13 protein-coding genes are annotated in these 17,252 nt (G+C 68.8%); 9 read left to right on the forward strand and 4 right to left on the reverse strand.

All coding sequences use genetic code 11. From position 1 onward, the window contains the following. Positions 1-2: 2 nt before the first annotated feature. Positions 3-1,259: a c-type cytochrome gene (locus FE263_RS15875; protein WP_171034142.1), complete on the forward strand. Its 1,257-nt coding sequence runs from the start codon at positions 3-5 to the stop codon at positions 1,257-1,259. An 8-nt stretch (positions 1,260-1,267) separates the two neighbouring features. Here FE263_RS15875 and FE263_RS15880 read toward each other — a convergent pair whose 3' ends face one another. Both FE263_RS15880 and FE263_RS15885 read right to left on the reverse strand, forming a co-directional pair. Beyond that, complete coding sequence (locus tag FE263_RS15880; protein WP_138327025.1) at positions 1,268-2,188, reverse strand: GDP-mannose 4,6-dehydratase; 921 nt, start codon at positions 2,186-2,188, stop codon at positions 1,268-1,270. An 11-nt stretch (positions 2,189-2,199) separates the two neighbouring features. Continuing rightward, positions 2,200-3,180, reverse strand: a complete 981-nt coding sequence (locus tag FE263_RS15885) for a GDP-mannose 4,6-dehydratase (RefSeq protein WP_138327026.1) — start codon at positions 3,178-3,180, stop codon at positions 2,200-2,202. A 204-nt stretch (positions 3,181-3,384) separates the two neighbouring features. Between FE263_RS15885 and FE263_RS15890 the strand changes: the two genes are divergently transcribed. The 4 genes from FE263_RS15890 to FE263_RS15905 all read left to right on the forward strand — a co-directional run bounded on the left by FE263_RS15890 (position 3,385) and on the right by FE263_RS15905 (position 11,443). After that, entirely contained in the window at positions 3,385-5,655 is a 2,271-nt protein-coding gene (locus tag FE263_RS15890) for a CHASE3 domain-containing protein (RefSeq protein WP_138327027.1), read from the forward strand. 202 nt (positions 5,656-5,857) lie between these two features. Continuing rightward, entirely contained in the window at positions 5,858-6,331 is a 474-nt protein-coding gene (locus FE263_RS15895; RefSeq protein WP_138327028.1) for a metallophosphoesterase family protein, read from the forward strand. A gap of 4 nt (positions 6,332-6,335) precedes the next feature. After that, positions 6,336-9,971 carry a PAS domain S-box protein gene (locus FE263_RS15900; RefSeq protein WP_171034143.1) on the forward strand — a complete coding sequence of 1,212 codons (3,636 nt, stop codon included), beginning with the start codon at positions 6,336-6,338 and terminating at the stop codon, positions 9,969-9,971. 62 nt (positions 9,972-10,033) lie between these two features. Then, a complete protein-coding gene (locus FE263_RS15905) occupies positions 10,034-11,443 on the forward strand; it encodes an NAD-dependent succinate-semialdehyde dehydrogenase (RefSeq protein WP_138327030.1) in 1,410 nt (469 codons plus the stop codon). A 6-nt stretch (positions 11,444-11,449) separates the two neighbouring features. Here FE263_RS15905 and FE263_RS15910 read toward each other — a convergent pair whose 3' ends face one another. Both FE263_RS15910 and FE263_RS15915 read right to left on the reverse strand, forming a co-directional pair. Then, on the reverse strand, positions 11,450-12,250 hold the full coding sequence (locus tag FE263_RS15910) for a glucose 1-dehydrogenase (protein ID WP_240759779.1): 801 nt from the start codon (positions 12,248-12,250) through the stop codon (positions 11,450-11,452). A 57-nt stretch (positions 12,251-12,307) separates the two neighbouring features. Then, on the reverse strand, positions 12,308-13,198 hold the full coding sequence (locus FE263_RS15915; protein ID WP_138327031.1) for a LysR substrate-binding domain-containing protein: 891 nt from the start codon (positions 13,196-13,198) through the stop codon (positions 12,308-12,310). A gap of 141 nt (positions 13,199-13,339) precedes the next feature. Here FE263_RS15915 and FE263_RS15920 point away from each other — a divergent pair, with 141 nt between their 5' ends. From FE263_RS15920 to FE263_RS15935, 4 genes are all read left to right on the forward strand, one after another. Further along, the gene (locus tag FE263_RS15920; RefSeq protein ID WP_171034144.1) at positions 13,340-14,206 is read left to right on the forward strand and encodes a transketolase; all 867 of its coding nucleotides are present in this window, start codon (positions 13,340-13,342) and stop codon (positions 14,204-14,206) included. Beyond that, complete coding sequence (locus FE263_RS15925) at positions 14,206-15,225, forward strand: transketolase family protein (protein ID WP_138327032.1); 1,020 nt, start codon at positions 14,206-14,208, stop codon at positions 15,223-15,225. Before FE263_RS15920 ends, FE263_RS15925 begins: the two co-directional genes overlap by 1 nt. Positions 15,226-15,289: 64 nt before the next feature. After that, positions 15,290-16,195 carry an SMP-30/gluconolactonase/LRE family protein gene (locus FE263_RS15930; RefSeq protein ID WP_138327033.1) on the forward strand — a complete coding sequence of 302 codons (906 nt, stop codon included), beginning with the start codon at positions 15,290-15,292 and terminating at the stop codon, positions 16,193-16,195. 44 nt (positions 16,196-16,239) lie between these two features. Beyond that, on the forward strand, positions 16,240-17,241 hold the full coding sequence (locus FE263_RS15935) for a substrate-binding domain-containing protein (RefSeq protein ID WP_138327034.1): 1,002 nt from the start codon (positions 16,240-16,242) through the stop codon (positions 17,239-17,241). The last annotated feature ends 11 nt before the right edge of the window (positions 17,242-17,252 follow it).

A 17,252-nucleotide genomic window follows, 5' to 3' on the forward strand; every position in this document is an offset into this window, starting at 1 on the left:
CGATGCACGCCAACGACATCAAAAGGCTACGTTCGCCGCGCCGCGCCGTGCTGCTGGCAACCGTGCTGCTGGCCCTCGCGCCCGCTGGTGCCGGCCCGGCTTGCGCGGCGCTGATTGGATCCGCAGCGACACCCGCCCGCACGTCGGCTTCGACCACGCTCCGCGTCTGTGCCGACCCGGCTGACCTGCCGTTCTCCAGCAACCAGCCCAACCGCCCCGGGATCTATGTGGCGCTTGCCCGGCACCTCGCCAGCCAGCTCGGCCGACCGCTCAGCATCGTCTGGGCGCCGACCGACCAGGACGAGGAGATGCTGCACAAGACCCTGCTTGCCGGCACGTGCGACATGTTCATCGGTGTGCCGGCAGCGGCGGAGTTCCTGGACGGCAAGGTGATCCTGTCGCACCCGATCCTGACCGCCGGCTATGCGCTGGTGAGGCCCGCCGGCTCGGGCATCGATGACGATGCGGCGCTCGCGCACCATGCGGTGGCGGTGCAGTTCGCCTCCCCGCCGCAGGACATGCTGTCCCGGCGCCAGGATGTGGATGCCGTAACCGTCATGAGCCCGGAGGAGGGCATGGCCGATCTCAAGGGCGGGCAGGTGCAGGCGGCGCTGCTATGGGGCCCGTCCGCCGGCTATCTCAACCAGGCAGCCGGCAGCGGCTACAGCATCACGCCGCTGCAGGGCCGTCACATGCAGTGGCAGGTCGCGATCGCCTTCGCGCCCGCCGCACGCACGCTTCGCGCCAGGGTGGATCGCGCCCTGTCGGACGATCCCGGCTTCATGCAGCAGCAGGCGCGCCAGTACGGCTTTCCCGGCAGCGGTTCCGGAATCCAGCAGGCCGCGGTGATGAACGAGGTCCAGACGCTGAAGGTGCCGGCGATCACCAAGGACACCGCACCCAGCCAGGACCTGCCGAAGAGCGAGACGGCGCAGGACCAGCCTGGCCCGGCAGCGGCCGGTGACAAGGGCACCAGGGAGGCGGCGTTCACGCCGGCCGGGGGCGATCCGGTCGCCGGGCACTCCATGTTCAACGGCAACTGCGCCCACTGCCACGGACCCGATGCGGTCACCGGCGACGGCCGGGTCAACCTGCGCCTGCTGCAGGTCCGCTACGGCGCCGGCATGGACCAGATGTTCTACCACACCGTCACGCACGGCAGGATCGACAAGGGCATGCCGAACTGGAGCGGCGTGATCAGCGACCAGCAGTTCAAGTCGATCCTGGCGTGGCTGCACTCGGTCCAGGCGAAAGCCTGATCCGGCCTTCAGGCTGGGCCCACCCGCTGCACCCAGTCCGCCAGCACGTCGGCGAGCGTCCGGTCCCAGGCGATCTGCGGCGCCCAGCTCAGCAACGCCCGGGCCCGTGAGGCATCGCCGATGGCGCGCGGGATGTCGCTCGGGCGCATGCGGTCCGGATCGGGCTCGATCGTGGGCGTGATCCCGGCCAGGCCGAGCAGGTCGTCCAGCAGCGTCCCGATCCGGCGCGGCGTGCCGGAGGCGAGGTTGAGGATGCTGCCGTTCGGCAACTCATGTACTCGCGCCAGGGTCAGCGCGTAGGCGCGCGCCACATCGCGCACGTCGAGGAAGTCGCGCTCCGGATCGAGATTGCCGACCCGTAGCACCGGCGCCCGCGATCCGCGCGCGATCTCCGCCACCTGTCGCGCAAAGGCCGGCAACGCGAACGCGTCGGCCTGCCCCGGCCCGGCCTGGTTGAACGGGCGCAGCCGGACGACGTGGAGCGACCGCCCGGCCAGGGCGCCGAGGGCCAGATCCGCCGCCGCCTTGGTCGCCCCGTACACGTTCATCGGCGCCAGCGGTGCACCCTCGTCGATGGCCACGCCGGTGGCGAACGAGTGCCCGTAGGCATCGCCGGACGAGACATGCACCAGCGCCGCCCCGGGCGCATGCCGGACCAGTGCGTCGGCCAGCGCCAGCGTGCCGTGCAGGTTGACCCGCCAGGCCAGCCCCGGATCGCTGCCCGCCACGCCGATCGCGGCGATCGCGGCCAGATGGATGCAGGCATCCGGCCGCACCTCGCGCACTCGCGCCGCGACGGCGCCGGAATCGGTCAGGTCGCAGCCCAGCGGCACCAGCTCGGCGTCCGGCAGGATCGCGGCCACTGCCGGGGCGAGGTGACGTCCGGAAAATCCGGTAAGACCGGTGGCGAGGATGCGCCGCGGTGGCAAAGGCCGGATCCTCAGCCCTGCCGCGAACGGTGGCGGGCGAGATCGGCCTCGACCATCTCCGCGATCATGTCCTCGAGGCCGGTGCTGGCTTCCCAGCCGAGCTTCTCGCGCGCCTTGCCGGGATCGCCCAGCAGCACATCGACCTCGGCGGGCCGCATCAGCGACTGCGAGCTCACCACATGGTCCTCGTAGTTCAGGCCAGCGTGCGAGAAGGCGATCCGGCACAGTTCGCGGATCGAGGTGGTGCGGCCGGTTGCGACCACGTAGTCGTCGGCCACGTCCTGCTGCAGCATCAGCCACATGGCCCGGACATAGTCGCGCGCATGGCCCCAGTCGCGGGTCGCCTCGAGATTGCCGAGCTGCAGTTGCGAGGCGAGCCCCAGCTTGATGCGCGCCACCCCGTCGGTGACCTTGCGGGTCACGAACTCGATGCCGCGAAGTGGGCTCTCGTGATTGAACAGGATGCCGGACGAGGCGTGCAGCCCGAAGCTCTCGCGGTAGTTAACGGTCATCCAGTGCGCGTACAGCTTGGCGACCGCGTAGGGCGAGCGCGGATAGAACGGTGTCCTCTCGCTCTGCACCTTCTCCTGGATCAGGCCGTACATCTCCGATGACGATGCCTGGTAGAATCGCGCCGACGGCCGCACCAGCCGCACCGCCTCCAGCACGTTGGCGGCGCCGATGCCGGTCGCCTGCCCGGTCAGCAGCGGCTGCTGCCAGCTTGCCGCCACGAAGCTCTGCGCACCGAGGTTGTAGACCTCGTCCGGCTTCACGTCGTTCATGATGCGAATCAGGCTCGACAGGTCGAGCAGGTCGCCATCCACCAGCTCGACCCGATCAAGCACGCCGAGCCAGCGCAGGCGCTCGCTGACCCGGTCCGCCGAGGCGGAGCGACGCGCCAGCCCGACCACGCGGTAGCCCTTCTCGAGCAGCAGGGCAGCCAGGTAGGCGCCGTCCTGGCCGGTGATGCCGGTGATCAGGGCTGTCGACATGGGGGCTCCTTCGTCCATCAGATCAGCAAGCGACTAGAGCAAGAGCGGGTTTCGGGCAAATTAAGCGCCCACCCCGCGCGCCACCCCGGAGCCGTTCAATCGCATGTTCAAAGTTGCGACCTGAACGCGCTACCATGCCGCTGCATCGACAGCCTGGGCTGCCGTAGCTTGCCTTCCGGACCATGACCGCGTCGAGGTGCTGCTGTGACCAAGTCCGACGTCACCCGAACCCACGGCCTCATGCTCGGCGTGCTTTGCTTCGTCCTGCTGCTGATCGCCGGACTGACCTGGAGCCAAATCGATGCCACCAGGACCGCGCGTATCTGGTCGCAGCACACCGAAGAGGTGCTGGGCGCCATACAGAGCCTGAATGTCGCGGCGCATGATGCCGAGACCGGCCAGCGCGGCTACCTGCTCACCGGCGACGACGACTACCTGCTCCCGTACGAGCAGGCGCTCGGCCGGGTCACCTTCCTGCAGGGCGATCTGCAGCGCCTGACGGCGGACAATGCCGTAGAGCAGGACCGGCTGCGCCAGCTCAGCCCGATCCTGCAGCGCAAGCTCGAGGAACTGGCGCAGACGGTGCAGCTGAAGCGCGACGGCAGCACCGACGAGGCCATGCGTATCGTGCAGACCAAGGCGGGCCTGCACAACACGCAGCGCATCTCCTCGATCCTCGACGCCATGATGAAGGACGAGCGTCTCCTGCTGCAGCAGCGGCTCGCCAACGGGGACAGGCACAGCAAGCGCTTCCGGACGCTGCTGCTGCTCGGCATCGGCTTGGCCTTGCTGGCGCTGCTGTGGGGTGCGCATGTGCTGAGGCGGGCCTGGGTGAACATCGTCCGGCTGGAAACCGAGCAGCGCACCGCGGCACTGCGCCTGCACACCTCGCTCGACAGCCTGAGCCAGGGCGTCGCGGTGTTCAACGCCGACCGCCGCCTGACCGACTGGAACCCCTGCTTCCAGCAGCTGCTCGACCTGCCGGTGACAATGCTGCGGCAAGGCAACCGCTATGCCGACCTCGCCAGCCACGTCGCGTCGTCCCATCCATCGGGGCCGGACGCGCAACCCGGCCTGGAGGACGACGCCGCCCGGCCCCCGCCCTTCCTGGAGACCGAGGCGCAGATCAGGCATGGCCGCAGCCGCGCTGGCGAGCCGGTCATCTATGAGCGCAGCCGGGCCGATGGCCGTCACCTCGAGTTGCGCCGGACTCCCATGCCCGACGCCGGCTTCGTGCTCACCATCACCGACATGACCAAGCGCGCGCAGGCCGAGGCGGTGCTGCGCGAGGCCCAGAAGATGCAGGCGATCGGCCAGCTCACCGGCGGTATCGCGCACGACTTCAACAACCTGCTGACCGTGATCCTGGGCAACCTCGAGATCGCCCAGGCCAGGCTGGGCGGCGACGCGGCACTGTCGGGCCGCATCGAGAGGGCGACCTGGGCGGCGCAGCGCGGTGCCGCCCTCACCGCCCAGCTGCTCGCCTTCGCGCGCAAGCAGCCGCTGTCGCCGAAACCGATCGACATCGCGCTGTCGATCCCCGACCTGGTGCCGCTGCTGCGGCGCACGCTCGGCGAGCATATCGAGGTCCGCTATGTCGAGACCGCCGGGCTATGGCCGGCGATGGCGGATGCGGCGCAGCTCGAAAGCGCGGTGCTCAACCTCGCGCTGAACGCCCGCGACGCCATGCCGGGCGGCGGCCGCCTGACCATCGAGCTCGCCAACAAGGTGCTCGACGACGACTACGCCCGGCAGCATGCCGAAGTCACGGCGGGCGACTACACCATGCTGGCGGTGTCCGATACCGGCCACGGCATGAGCCAGGATGTGCTGGCGCGCGTGTTCGAGCCGTTCTTCACCACCAAGCCGGACGGCCACGGCACCGGGCTGGGCCTGGCCATGGTGTTCGGTTTCACCAAGCAGTCCGGCGGCCACGTGAAGGTGTATTCGGAGCCGGGCGTCGGCACCACGGTGCGGCTCTACCTGCCGCGGGCCAGGTCCGCGCCGGCGCCGCAGGTCTCCAGCGTGCCGGTGGAACTGCCGCGCGGCACGGCAACGCTGCTGGTGGTGGAGGACGAACCCACGGTGCGCGAGATCTCCGTCGCAATCCTGGTCGATCTCGGCTACCGCGTGCTGGACGCGGCCGATGGCGAGGAGGCCCTGCGCGTCTTCGGCGCGCACGCCGAGGAGATAGACCTGCTGCTCACCGACGTGGTGCTGCCTGGCGATCTTCGCGGCCGCGCCCTGGCCGAGCGCATCTCCGCCCTCAAGCCGGGGATCATGGTGGTCTACATGTCCGGCTATACCGAGAACTCCATCGTCCATCACGGGCGGCTGGACGAGGGGGTCCACCTCATCGCCAAGCCGTTCAAGCGCGAACAGCTGGCGCGCAAGCTCGCCGAGGTGCTGGGCGCTGCCGCCGCGCCGAAGGATAGGACCAACATCCTGGAGATGAAGCCGCGCCGGCAGAATTGACAGGCGGACGGGAAATCGTGGCCGGGCCGGGACCGCGTCTCCAGGGCCTGCGGCGCTCCCGCAACGCGACCACGAAAACGGCTCCCCCGTGCCGGCGCCGGATTTTCGGCGGCGACGCATGGGCGGCGGTCTGGCATAGCTCCGTTCCTTCGAGCCCCCTTCGCCCAGGTCCGGCAGGGCCGATCACAGGAAGCGCATGCGCATGACGGCGCCGTCCCGCCTCATCGGATTGATCTCGGATACGCACGGATTGCTGCGCCCGGCGGCGCTCGACGCCCTGCGCGGCAGCGAGGCGATCATCCATGCCGGCGATGTCGGCGGCGGCGAGATCCTCCCGGCCCTGGGCGCCGTTGCGCCGGTGGTGGCGGTGCGCGGCAACATCGACGAGAGCCCGCCTGCCTGCCTGCTGCCGGAGCGGACCACCCTTCAGGTCGGCGCGGTCGCGATCCACGTGCTGCACGACCTCGCCACCCTGACGCTTGATCCGGCCGCGGCCGGCATCCGGGTGGTGGTGTCCGGGCACTCGCACCATCCCGGCCTGCAGGAGCGCGACGGCGTGCTGTTCGTCAATCCGGGCAGCGCCGGACGCCGGCGCTTCTCGCTACCGGTCACGCTCGGCCGGCTGCATGTGAGCGGCACGCATGTCGAGGCCGAGCTCATCGCGCTGGAGGCCTGAGACGGTGTCCTCGGACGAACTCGACACCCTCCCGGTCGGCGACCCGGAAGCAGGAACGCGCGATGCTCGGCTCAGCAGGCGGATCCTGGACAGCGCCATCGACTACGCGATCATCAGCTTCGACGTCGCCGGGCGCGTCACCAGCTGGAACGACGGCGCCACCCGCATCCTGGGCTGGACCGAGGCGGAGATGCTTGGCTGCCCGGCGGAGCGCCTGTTCACGCCCGAGGATATCGCCGCCGGCATCCCGGCGGCCGAGATGGAAAGCGCCCTGCGCCATGGCCGCGGCAACGACGAGCGCTGGCACCTGAAGCGGAACGGCATCCGCTTCTGGGCATCGGGCGAGATGATGGCGCTGCGCGACGACACCGGCGCCGTCGACGGCTTCATCAAGATCATGCGCGACCGCACCGAGCAGCGCATGGCGGTCCGCGCGTTGCGCGACAGCCGCGAGCGGATCGAGACCGCGCTCGATACCGGCCTGGTCGGCTTCTTCGACTGGGACGTACGATCGGGGCTGCTGCGCGGAGATGCCTCCTTCGCCGCCTTCCATTCCCTCGATCCGAACCAGCTGCAGGACGGCGTTTCCATCGGCGAGCTGCTGGACCGGCTGCATCCGGACGATCGCGCCCGCACCGCCGACAGCATACGGCGCGCCGAGACCAGCAGCACCGACTTCGCCGAGCAGTTCCGGGTGCTTCAATCCAACGGTCTGCCTGCAGGGGGTTCGACCGAGGAAGGCCAGGTGCGCTGGCTGATGGTGCGCGGGCGGTGCTACGAGCATGATGGCCAGAGGGCGCTGCGCCACACCGGCATCGCCATCGACATCACCGCGGCGCGCTCCGCAGAGGCGGCCCTGCAGGCCAGCGAGGAGTTCAATCGCCGGATCCTGGCCAGCTCCAGCGACTGCATCAAAGTGCTCGATACGGACGGCCGCGTGCTGTTCATCAGCGACGGCGGCATGCGCGCCCTGGAGTTGGACGATTTCACCAAGGTGCGTGGCTGCCCGTGGCCGACCTTCTGGAAGCACCAGGGCAATCGCGACGCCATTGCGGCGGTAGAGACCGCGCGTCGCGGCGGCGTCGGCCGGTTCCACGGCTATGCCAACACCATGAAGGGCGCCAACCGCTACTGGGACGTGGTGGTGACGCCGATGCTCGGAGCCGACGGGCTGCCCGAGAAGCTGCTGGCGATCTCTCGCGACATCACCGAGCAGCGCCAGGCCAGCGAGCGCATCGAACTCGCCCTGGAAGCCGGCGCGGTCATCGGCACCTTCCTCTGGGACGTTCCGGCAAACCGGCTCACCGGCGACGAGCGCTTCGCCCGCACCTTCGGCTTGGACCCGGCCGCGATGTCCGCCGGCGTGCCACTTGGCCGCGCCCTCGCGGCCATCCATCCCGACGACCAGCTGAGGGTGCAGGCGCTGATCGGCGAAGCGGTCGTCCAGGGCAGCCGCTACCGCGCCGACTACCGGGTCCGGCAGTTCGACGGCTCCTGGCTGTGGATCGAAGCGAACGGCATCTGCGAGCGCGACCCGGACGGCGGCGCGCTGCGCTTTCCCGGCCTCCTGTTCGACATCGACAGCCGCAAGCGCCACGCCCTGCGGCAGGCGGCCGAGCTCGAGCTCGGCGACCGGTTGCGCGACCTGCGCGACACCGCCGCGATGGCCGGGATCCTGGCCGAGACCCTGGGCCGCACCCTGAACGTGCGCCGGGCAGGCTATGGGCGCGTGGACCGCCAGCGCCAGCTGCTCATCATCGAGCGCGACTGGTGCGCCGACGATACCGTCTCCAGCATCGCCGGCGATCACCAGGTCAGCGATCATGGCAGCTTCCTCGCGGATCTGCTGCGCGGCGAGATTGTCGCAATCCCGGATGTCTCGGCGGATCCGCGCACCAGAGCGTTCGCCGACAAGATGCGCGATCTGCAGATCGAGAGCCTGCTGAATGTGCCGCTGATGGAGCGCGGCGAACTGGTCGCCGTGCTGTTCCTGCACGACACGCTGACCAGGAGCTGGTGCCCCGAGGACATCGCCTTCATACGCACCCTCGCCGACCGCACCTGGGCGGCGGCGCAACGGGTGCGCGCCGAGGCCGATCTGCGACGCCTCAACGAGACGCTGGAGGCCGAGGTCGGCGAGCGCACGCGCGAGCGCGACCTGGTCTGGCGGGTCAGCCCGGACCTGTTCGTCACCTGCGGCCATGACGGCCATGTCCGCAACGTCAACACCGCCTGGACCGAGGCGCTCGGCTACCAGGCGTCGAGCCTGACCGGACTGCGCTTCGAGACCCTGCTGCATCCCGAGGATGCGGCGCCGGTGCGTGCGGCGCTCGATCGGCTGCGCGCCGGCGAGCCCGTCGGCGACCTCGACACCAGGTTGCGCGCCAGCGGTGGCTTCTATCGCTGGTACAGCTGGACCTGCCTGCCGGACGGCGACGAGTTCTACGCTGCCGGCCGCGACATGACTGCCCGCAAGAGCCTCGAGGAGCAGCTGCGGCAGAGCCAGAAGATGGAGGCGGTGGGACAGCTTACCGGCGGCCTTGCGCACGACTTCAACAACCTGCTGACCGGCATCGTCGGCAGCCTGGAGCTGATGCAGACCCGGATCGGGCAGGGCCGCATCGGCGATCTCGGCCGCTACGTGAATGCGGCGCAGGGGGCCGCCAACCGGGCCGCGGCACTGACCCACCGGCTGCTTGCGTTCTCGCGCCGGCAGACCCTGGATCCGCGCACGGTCGATGTCGACCGGCTGGTCGAAGGCATCGAGGAGCTGATCCGGCGTACCGTCGGACCGGAGATCGACCTCGTGGTGGTGAAGACCCCCGACCTGTGGCCGACGCTGTGCGATCCGAACCAGCTCGAGAACGCGCTGCTCAACCTGTGCATCAACGCCCGCGACGCCATGCCCGGGGGGGGCCGGCTGACCATCGAGACCGCGAACCGGATGGTGGACCCGTACGCCTCGCACATGCGCGACCTGCCGGAAGGACGCTACGTGGCGCTGAGTGCTACCGATACCGGCACCGGCATGCCGCCCGACGTGGTTGAGCGTGCATTCGACCCGTTCTTCACCACCAAGCCGCTCGGCCAGGGCACCGGCCTGGGGCTCTCCATGATCTACGGCTTCGTCAAGCAGTCCGGCGGCCAGATCCGCATCCACAGCACCGTCGGCGAAGGCACCGGGGTGACACTCTACCTGCCCTGCCACGATGGCGCGGTGGACGAGGACAAGGCGGGCGCGATGCTGGCGGCAGCGCCGCGCGCCGGCGACGGCGAGACCGTGCTGGTGGTTGATGACGAGCCCACCGTACGCATGCTGGTGGTCGAGGTGCTGTCCGAACTGGGCTACCACGCGGTCGAGGCGTCGGACGGCGCCGCCGGCTTGCGGGCCCTGCAGTCGGGGCGACGGATCGACCTGCTGGTCACCGATGTCGGGCTGCCTGGCGGCATGAACGGTCGCCAGCTTGCGGATGCCGCCCGCGTCGGCACCCCGGCGCTGAAGGTGCTGTTCATCACCGGTTATGCGGAGAATGCGGTGGTCGGCAACGGCATGCTGGAGCCGGGCATGCAGATCATGAGCAAGCCGTTCACCATGGAAAGCCTGGCAACCCGGATCCGGGACATCCTGACCCCCTCCTGAGGCTGCCTTTTCTGCCTCGGTGGGGAACCCCAACTTCACGGCCCGATCGGAAGAGTTGAGCCATGCCTGAGAGCGTGCCCACCCGTCGCGATGCGTCCGCGGAGACCGAGGCGGTGTCCCGCAATCCCGCCACCGGCGCGGTGCTGGCACGCTACCGCCACGACGATGCGGAGGGCATCGAGCGCAGGCTGACCGAGGCCCGGACCGGCTACCTGGACTGGCGCGACACACCGGTCGATGAGCGCGCCGCCGTGCTGGCCCGGCTGGCGGATGCGCTGGAGGCCGACATCGAGACGCTGGCCGCGCTGATCACCGCGGAGATGGGCAAGACGCTGGCGGAGGCGCGGGCCGAGATCCGCAAGTGCGCCACCACCGCTCGCTGGTTCGCGCAGAACGGTCCTGGTTTCCTTGCGGACGAGCAGGCACCGGTGGAGGGCGAGGACGTGCGCGTCTGCTACCGGCCGATCGGCACCGTGCTTGGCATCATGCCGTGGAATTTCCCGCTCTGGCAGGCCATGCGCGCCGCAGTACCGATCGCACTGGGCGGCAACAGCTTCCTGCTCAAGCATGCACCCAACGTGATGGGATCGGCCTACGCGCTCGAAGCGGCCTGGCTGCGGGCCGGCGCGCCGCGCGGGGTGTTCGGCGTGGTCAACGTCGGCAACGACCCGATCGAGGCGATCATCGACGATCCGCGCATCGCCGCCGTCACCCTCACCGGCAGCCCGCGCGCCGGCAGCGCGGTGGCCGCCATGGCCGGCCGGGCGCTGAAGAAGTCGGTTCTGGAGCTGGGCGGCTCGGATCCGTTCATCGTGCTGGCCGACGCCGACCTCGACCGCGCGGTCGCCGCCGCGATCGGCGGACGGTTTGCCAATTGCGGCCAGGTCTGTCTTGCCGCCAAGCGCTTCATCCTGGAGCAGCCGATCGCCGATGCGTTCACCCGGAAGTTCGTCGAGGCGGCGCGCCGCCTGGTCGTCGGCGACCCGACCGAGGAGGCCACCACCATCGGCCCGATAGCGCGCGAGGATCTGCGCGACACGCTCGACGAGCAGGTGCAGAAGGCTGTCGCAGGCGGAGCGCGGGTGCTGCTCGGCGGCCATCCGCGCCAGGGACCCGGCTGGTTCTACGAGCCGACCATCCTCGCCGGTATCGAACCCGGCAACACCGCCTTCGACGAGGAGACCTTCGGCCCGGTCGCGTCGCTGGTGGTGGCGCGGGATGCCGACCACGCGTTGAGCCTGGCGAATGCCACCGAATATGGGCTGAGCGCCAATCTTTGGACCCGCGACCGGGCGCTGGCCGAACGACTCGCCCGGCATATCGAGGCCGGCGGGGTATTCATCAACGGCTTCACCGCGTCGGATCCGCGCACCCCGGTCGGTGGCGTCAAGCGCAGCGGCTACGGCCGCGAGTTGTCGCACTTCGGTTTGCGCGAATTCCTCAACGCGCAGGTGGTATGGCGGCGGGACTAGCTTGCGTCATCCATGGATCAGCATGCCGCCATTCACGTCGATGGTCGCGCCGGTTACATAGGCCGACAGGTCGGACGCCAGGAACAGCATCGCCCGGGCGACATCCAGCGGCGTGCCGAGGCGGCCGAGCGGGATGCCGCTGGCGATCTCCGCCTTCATCGCGTCGGTCAGCTTGTCGCCGGTGATGTCGGTCTGGATCAGGCCCGGCGTCACGCAGTTCACCCGGATGTTGTCCGCTCCGAGTTCGCGCGCCATTGCCTTCGCGAGACCGAGTATGCCGGCCTTGGCGGCGGAATAGTGCGGGCCGCCGAAGATACCGCCACCGCGTTGCGCCGATACCGACGACGTGCAGGCGATCGAGCCCTGCCTGCGGGCGCGCATGTGCGGGATTACCGCCTGGCTGAGGTAGAGCGTGCCGCGCAAGTTCACGTCGAGCACGAACTCGTAGTCTTCAGGCTCGACCTGCATGATCTGGCGCGGCTGGGTGACACCGGCGTTGTTGACCAGGATGTCGACTTTCCCGAATGCGTCCAGTACCGCCGCAATCGCCTGCTGCGAGTCCTGCCGGCTCGAGACGTCGCAGGCATAGCCGCGATACGCGCCTCCGAGCGCCGCCGCCGTGGCGGCCGGTGCGGTGCGGTCGAGATCCAGGATTGCCACCCGGGCTCCATGTTCGGCGAACAGCCGGGCAGTCGCCATGCCGATGCCGCGCGGCCCGGCGGCGCCGGAGATGACAGCGACCTTGCCTTCGAGCAGCATCATGCCGGTCCTCTGGTTGCCGATCTTCTGGTTCGACCGCGCAGTCATGACCGCTTGTCTTGAGATGCCGCAAACGAAATAAACTGAACCCAGGCTGAGCCGCGCTCACCAATCGGGTGCGTTCACGCCGAGCTGTGCGAACATCCATGCCCCGAAGGCCCGCACCGGCCTGCGGCGTACGCCGTTCGGTGGACAGACGAGATGGTGCCCGACATAGGTGATGTTGCGGGCAGAGCGGAGCACCGGGGCGACAAGCGATCCGTCGGCCAATTCGCGCTCCGCGAGCAGGGTCGATTCCAGCGCGACGCCGAGACCGTTTACCGCCGCGGCAATCGCCAGGAAGCTGCGGTCGAAGCGCAGACCGCCCTGCTGCGAAGGAGGTCGGATGCCATTCTCGGCGCACCAGTCCGGCCAGCGCACCTGCTTGCGTTCGCTCTGGATCAGCGGCAGCGACAGCAGGTCGGCCGGTGAGGCAAGACGCGCAGCGAGCGCCGGTGCGCAGATCGGCGTGACCACTTCCTGACCGAGCCCGAGTGGCGTCACGCCGCGACGCGGCAGGCCGTAGACGATGTCGGCATCGAAATCGTCGCTGGCGAACGAGGCGTAGTCGGTGCTCGCCGATAACCTTACGGCGATCTCCGGACAGGCTCGCATGAACGAAGGCAGGCGCGGCGACAGCCACTGAGCGGCGAAGCTGGGAGCCGAATGCAGGCGGAGCAGTTGCGGCCCCCTGTTGGTGACGGCATCGACACCGCGGCGGAGTTCCTCGAATGCCTCGCCGACATGCCGCATGAGCTGTTCGCCATCGGCGCTCAGCAGGATGGTCCGGCCGTCGCGCTCGAACAGCGGCACTCCCAGCGACCGCTCCAGGGTGAAGATCGCGTGGCTGATGGCGCTGGGCGACAGCCCGAGTTCGGTCGCGGCGGCCTTGAAGGACCCGGTACGCGCCGCCGCCTCGAAGGCCCGCATCGCCGACAGCGAGACATTCTTGAGCATGGCCAAGTTGAGCAGAATTCACCTTATCTTGTAAACTTTGCAGTTGTGGGAGGTGGCGTCGCGGCAGAGCATATGTCCCGCAAGGCCGGGCACGCGGCCGAAGGCGCCGCAACGGGTGCCGTCCAGGGAACGCTCGCGCCGATGACTGTCCAGGACCCACCCGCACCGGTGTCGAGAGCGATCTCGAATGCAAGCCTCGCGCAGCGGGCCTATCGCATACGCCGCCATGCGCTGCTGATGGGCGAGGTGCAGGGCCAGGGCTACATCGCGCAGGCGCTCGGTATCGCCGACGTGCTGGCGGTCTCGTATTTCCACGCCATGACCTACCGCGCCGACGATCCCGAATGGGAAGGGCGCGATCGTTTCCTGCTCTCGATCGGGCACTATGCCATCGCGCTGTACGCGGCCCTGATCGAGGCCGCGATCATCCCCGAGGAGGAAATCCCCACCTACGGCGCCGACGACAGCCGGCTGCCGATGTCCGGCATGGCAGCCTATACGCCGGGCATGGAAATCACCGGCGGCTCGCTCGGCCAGGGACTGCCGATCGCCATCGGCGTGGCGCTCGGCCTGCGTCGCAAATCGTTGGGCAGCTTCGTCTACACGCTGTTCTCCGACGGCGAACTCGACGAGGGCGCGACCTGGGAGGCGGCGATGTCGGCCAGCACGCACCGCCTCGCCAACCTGATCGGCATCGTCGACGTGAACAACATGCAGGCCGACGGACCGTCGACCGGGATCATGGCGTTCGAGCCGCTCGGGCCGAAGTTCGAGGCGTTCGGCTGGTTCGTGCAGCGCGTCGACGGCAACGACCTCGACGCCCTGACCACGGCGTTCGACCGTGCCCGCCACCACGACTGGCCGGGACCGCGCATCGTGATCTGCGATACGAAGATGGGCCGCGGCGTGCCGTTCCTGGAGGCTCGGGAGCGCAACCACTTCCTCAATGTCGGCCCCGAGGAATGGAGCCAGGCGCTCGAGGTCCTGGACGCGGCGAGGCCACTCTGATGCGCGACAAGTACAGGCGTCCGGATCTTTCGCAATCGGGTGCGGCAAGGCTGCGCACCTCGGCGATGATCGCCTCGATCGCGGACGCGCAGGACGAGACGCGGCAGGCCCCGTTCGGCGAGGCGCTGGTGAAGCTCGCAGCCGAGCGTCCGGAGGTTGTCGGCATGACTGCGGATCTTGCGAAATACACCGACCTGCATGTGTTCGCCAAAGCCTACCCGGACCGGTTCTACCAGATGGGCATGGCGGAGCAGTTGCTGATGGGCGCCGCCGCCGGACTTGCGCGCGAGGGCTTCATCCCGTTCGCCACCACCTATGCGGTGTTTGCCTCCCGCCGCGCATACGACTTCATCGCGATGGCGATCGCGGAGGAGAACCTCAACGTCAAGATCGCCTGCGCGCTGCCCGGCCTCACCACCGGCTACGGCCCGAGCCATCAGGCAACCGAGGATCTGGCGATCTTCCGCGGCATGCCGAACCTCACCATCATTGACCCGTGCGACGCGCTGGAAATCGAGCAGGCGGTGCCGGCAATGGCGGACCATGCCGGTCCGGTCTACATGCGGCTGCTGCGTGGCAAGGTGCCGGTGGTCCTGGACCGCTACGACTACCGGTTCGAGATCGGGCGCGCGAAGCGGCTGGTCGACGGGAGCGACGTGCTGTTCATCTCGAGCGGCCTGATGACGATGCGCGTCCTGAAAGCCGCCGAGCGCCTGGCGACAGACCGGATTTCCGCCGCCGTGCTGCACGTGCCGACGATCAAGCCGCTCGACGAGGCCACGATCGTTGCCGAAGCCGGGAAGCCAGGCCGGCTTGTGGTGGTGGCGGAGAACCATTCCATCGTAGGCGGCCTCGGCGAGGCGGTCGCCGGCGTGCTGATGCGCAACGGGATCGCGGCGCGGTTCCGCCAGATCGCGCTGCCGGATGCATTCCTCGATGCCGGCGCGTTGCCGACGCTGCACGACCGCTACGGCCTGTCCGTCGATGCGGTGATGACAACCGTCAAGGCGTGGCTCTAGAAAGTTGCCGCACTACAGAACGAGCGTGGCGATCAACGCCGGCGCCGTGGGAGGACGGACTGCGATGCACACCTTGTTCGCCCGCAATATCGGTGCGCCGGAGGGCCCGGTCGCACTACCCGGTGGCGCGCTGTACGTGACCGAGATGTCCGGCGACCGGCAATGCGTCAGCCGGCTGTCGGCGCCGGATGCGGGAGCCTATGCCGAGCGCAGCGTGGTGGTCACCACCGGCGGCCGCCCTAACGGCCTTGCCGTGGATGGCGACGGCAATCTCTGGATCGCGGAAGCCGGGCTGCGAGCGCTGCTGTGCGTAGCACCGGACGGACGCGAGATCCTGCGCATCGACGGTCCGCCGGATGGCCGCTTCGCCTTCCCCAACGACCTCGCCTTCGGTCCCGACGGGCATCTGTACATGACGGACTCCGGACTGGCGCTCACCGATTTCCTCGATGGACAGAATTTCGTCGAGGACTTCATGTCGCTACCCTGGGACGGCCGTGTGTACGAGATCGATCCGAAACGAGGCGCGGTACTGCGCCACATCGACCACGGCATCCTGTTCACCAACGGGATCGCCTTCGACAAGGCTGGTGTCCTGTACGCCAACGCATCGTTCCCCGGTGACATCTACCGCTACGACATCTTCGGCGGCGCCGAGGCACGCCGCGAACTGTTCGGCAACGTGCTGCAGCCGGACGACAAGGACGGCCTCAAGGGTCCCGACGGGATGAAGTTCGGATCCGACGGGCGGCTCTATTGCACCGTCTATGGCCAGGGCAACGTCACGGTGCTCGGCGCCGGCGGACGTGTCGAGGAGCGGCTGGCGCTGCGGGGATCCTGTCCGACCAACTGCGCCTTCGCGCTCGACGGCAACACCCTGCTGGTTACCGAAGTCGGCGACGGCCATGTCGAGGCCCTGCCGATATCCTGCAACGGCCTTGCCCTGCACGCGCCCGCGCTCGGACTGTAGTGAACAACAACCGGCATGGCAGCCGGATCGGGAGAGACACCAGGATGAAGCGTCGTGAATTCGTGACGATGGCGACCGGCGTTGCCGCGATGGGCGCGCTCGGGTTTCCGGAGCCGGTATCCGCCGCCGCGATGCCGACGATGACCACCGTCGCCAAGATCGTCGGCGTCCCTTATTTCTCCCTGCTGGAACAGGGACTGGTCTCCGCCGGCAAGCAGATGGGAATCGATTCCAGCATGGTCGGTCCGGCGCATGTCGATCCGGCGCAGCAGGTCCGGCTGGTCGAGGACACCATCGCCAAGAAGGTCAACGTGCTCGGGCTGATCCCGCTCGATGTCGACGTGCTGGCGCCGGTGGTGCAACGCGCCCGCGATGCCGGCATCATCGTGATCACCCAGGAAGGCCCGAAGATGGCCGGCCGCACCTGGGACGTCGAGATGGTGAACAGCACCGAATTCGGCGAGGCGATGATGAAGTCCCTTGCCCGCCAGATGGGTGGGACCGGACAATATATCTGCATCGTCGGCACCCTGACGACGCCGCTGCATAATCTCTGGTGCGATGCCGCCATCGCCTACCAGAAGAAGAACTATCCCAACATGACGCTGGCGACCAACCGCTTCCCCGGCGCCGACGAGATCGACACCACCGAGAACGTGGTGCGCAACGCCCTGCAGGCCTATCCGGACCTGCGCGGCGTGATCGGCTTCGGCTCGAACGGTCCGATCGGCGCCGGCAACGTCGTCCGCCAGCGCCACCTGCAGCGCAAGCTCTCCGTCACCGGCTTCGCGCTGCCCTCGCAGGCCGGTCCGCTGGTCGAGGCCGGTGCGCTGAAGGAGGTCTTCTTCTGGAACCCGAAGGAGGTCGGGCTGGCGATGGTCGCGGTCGCCAGCCTCGTGCTCAAGAAGGCCGAGTTCAAGACCGGCATGGACATCCCCGGCATCGGCCCGGCCACAGTGATACCCGACCAGCAGCTCATCAGCGTGTCGCGCATGCTGGTGCTCAACCAGCAGACGCTGCCGGCCATGATGAAGCTCGGCGTCTGATCGGGCGACCC

The organism is Lichenicoccus roseus (genome assembly GCF_005844085.1).
In the GTDB taxonomy this organism is placed as follows: Bacteria; Pseudomonadota; Alphaproteobacteria; order Acetobacterales; family Acetobacteraceae; genus Lichenicoccus; species Lichenicoccus roseus.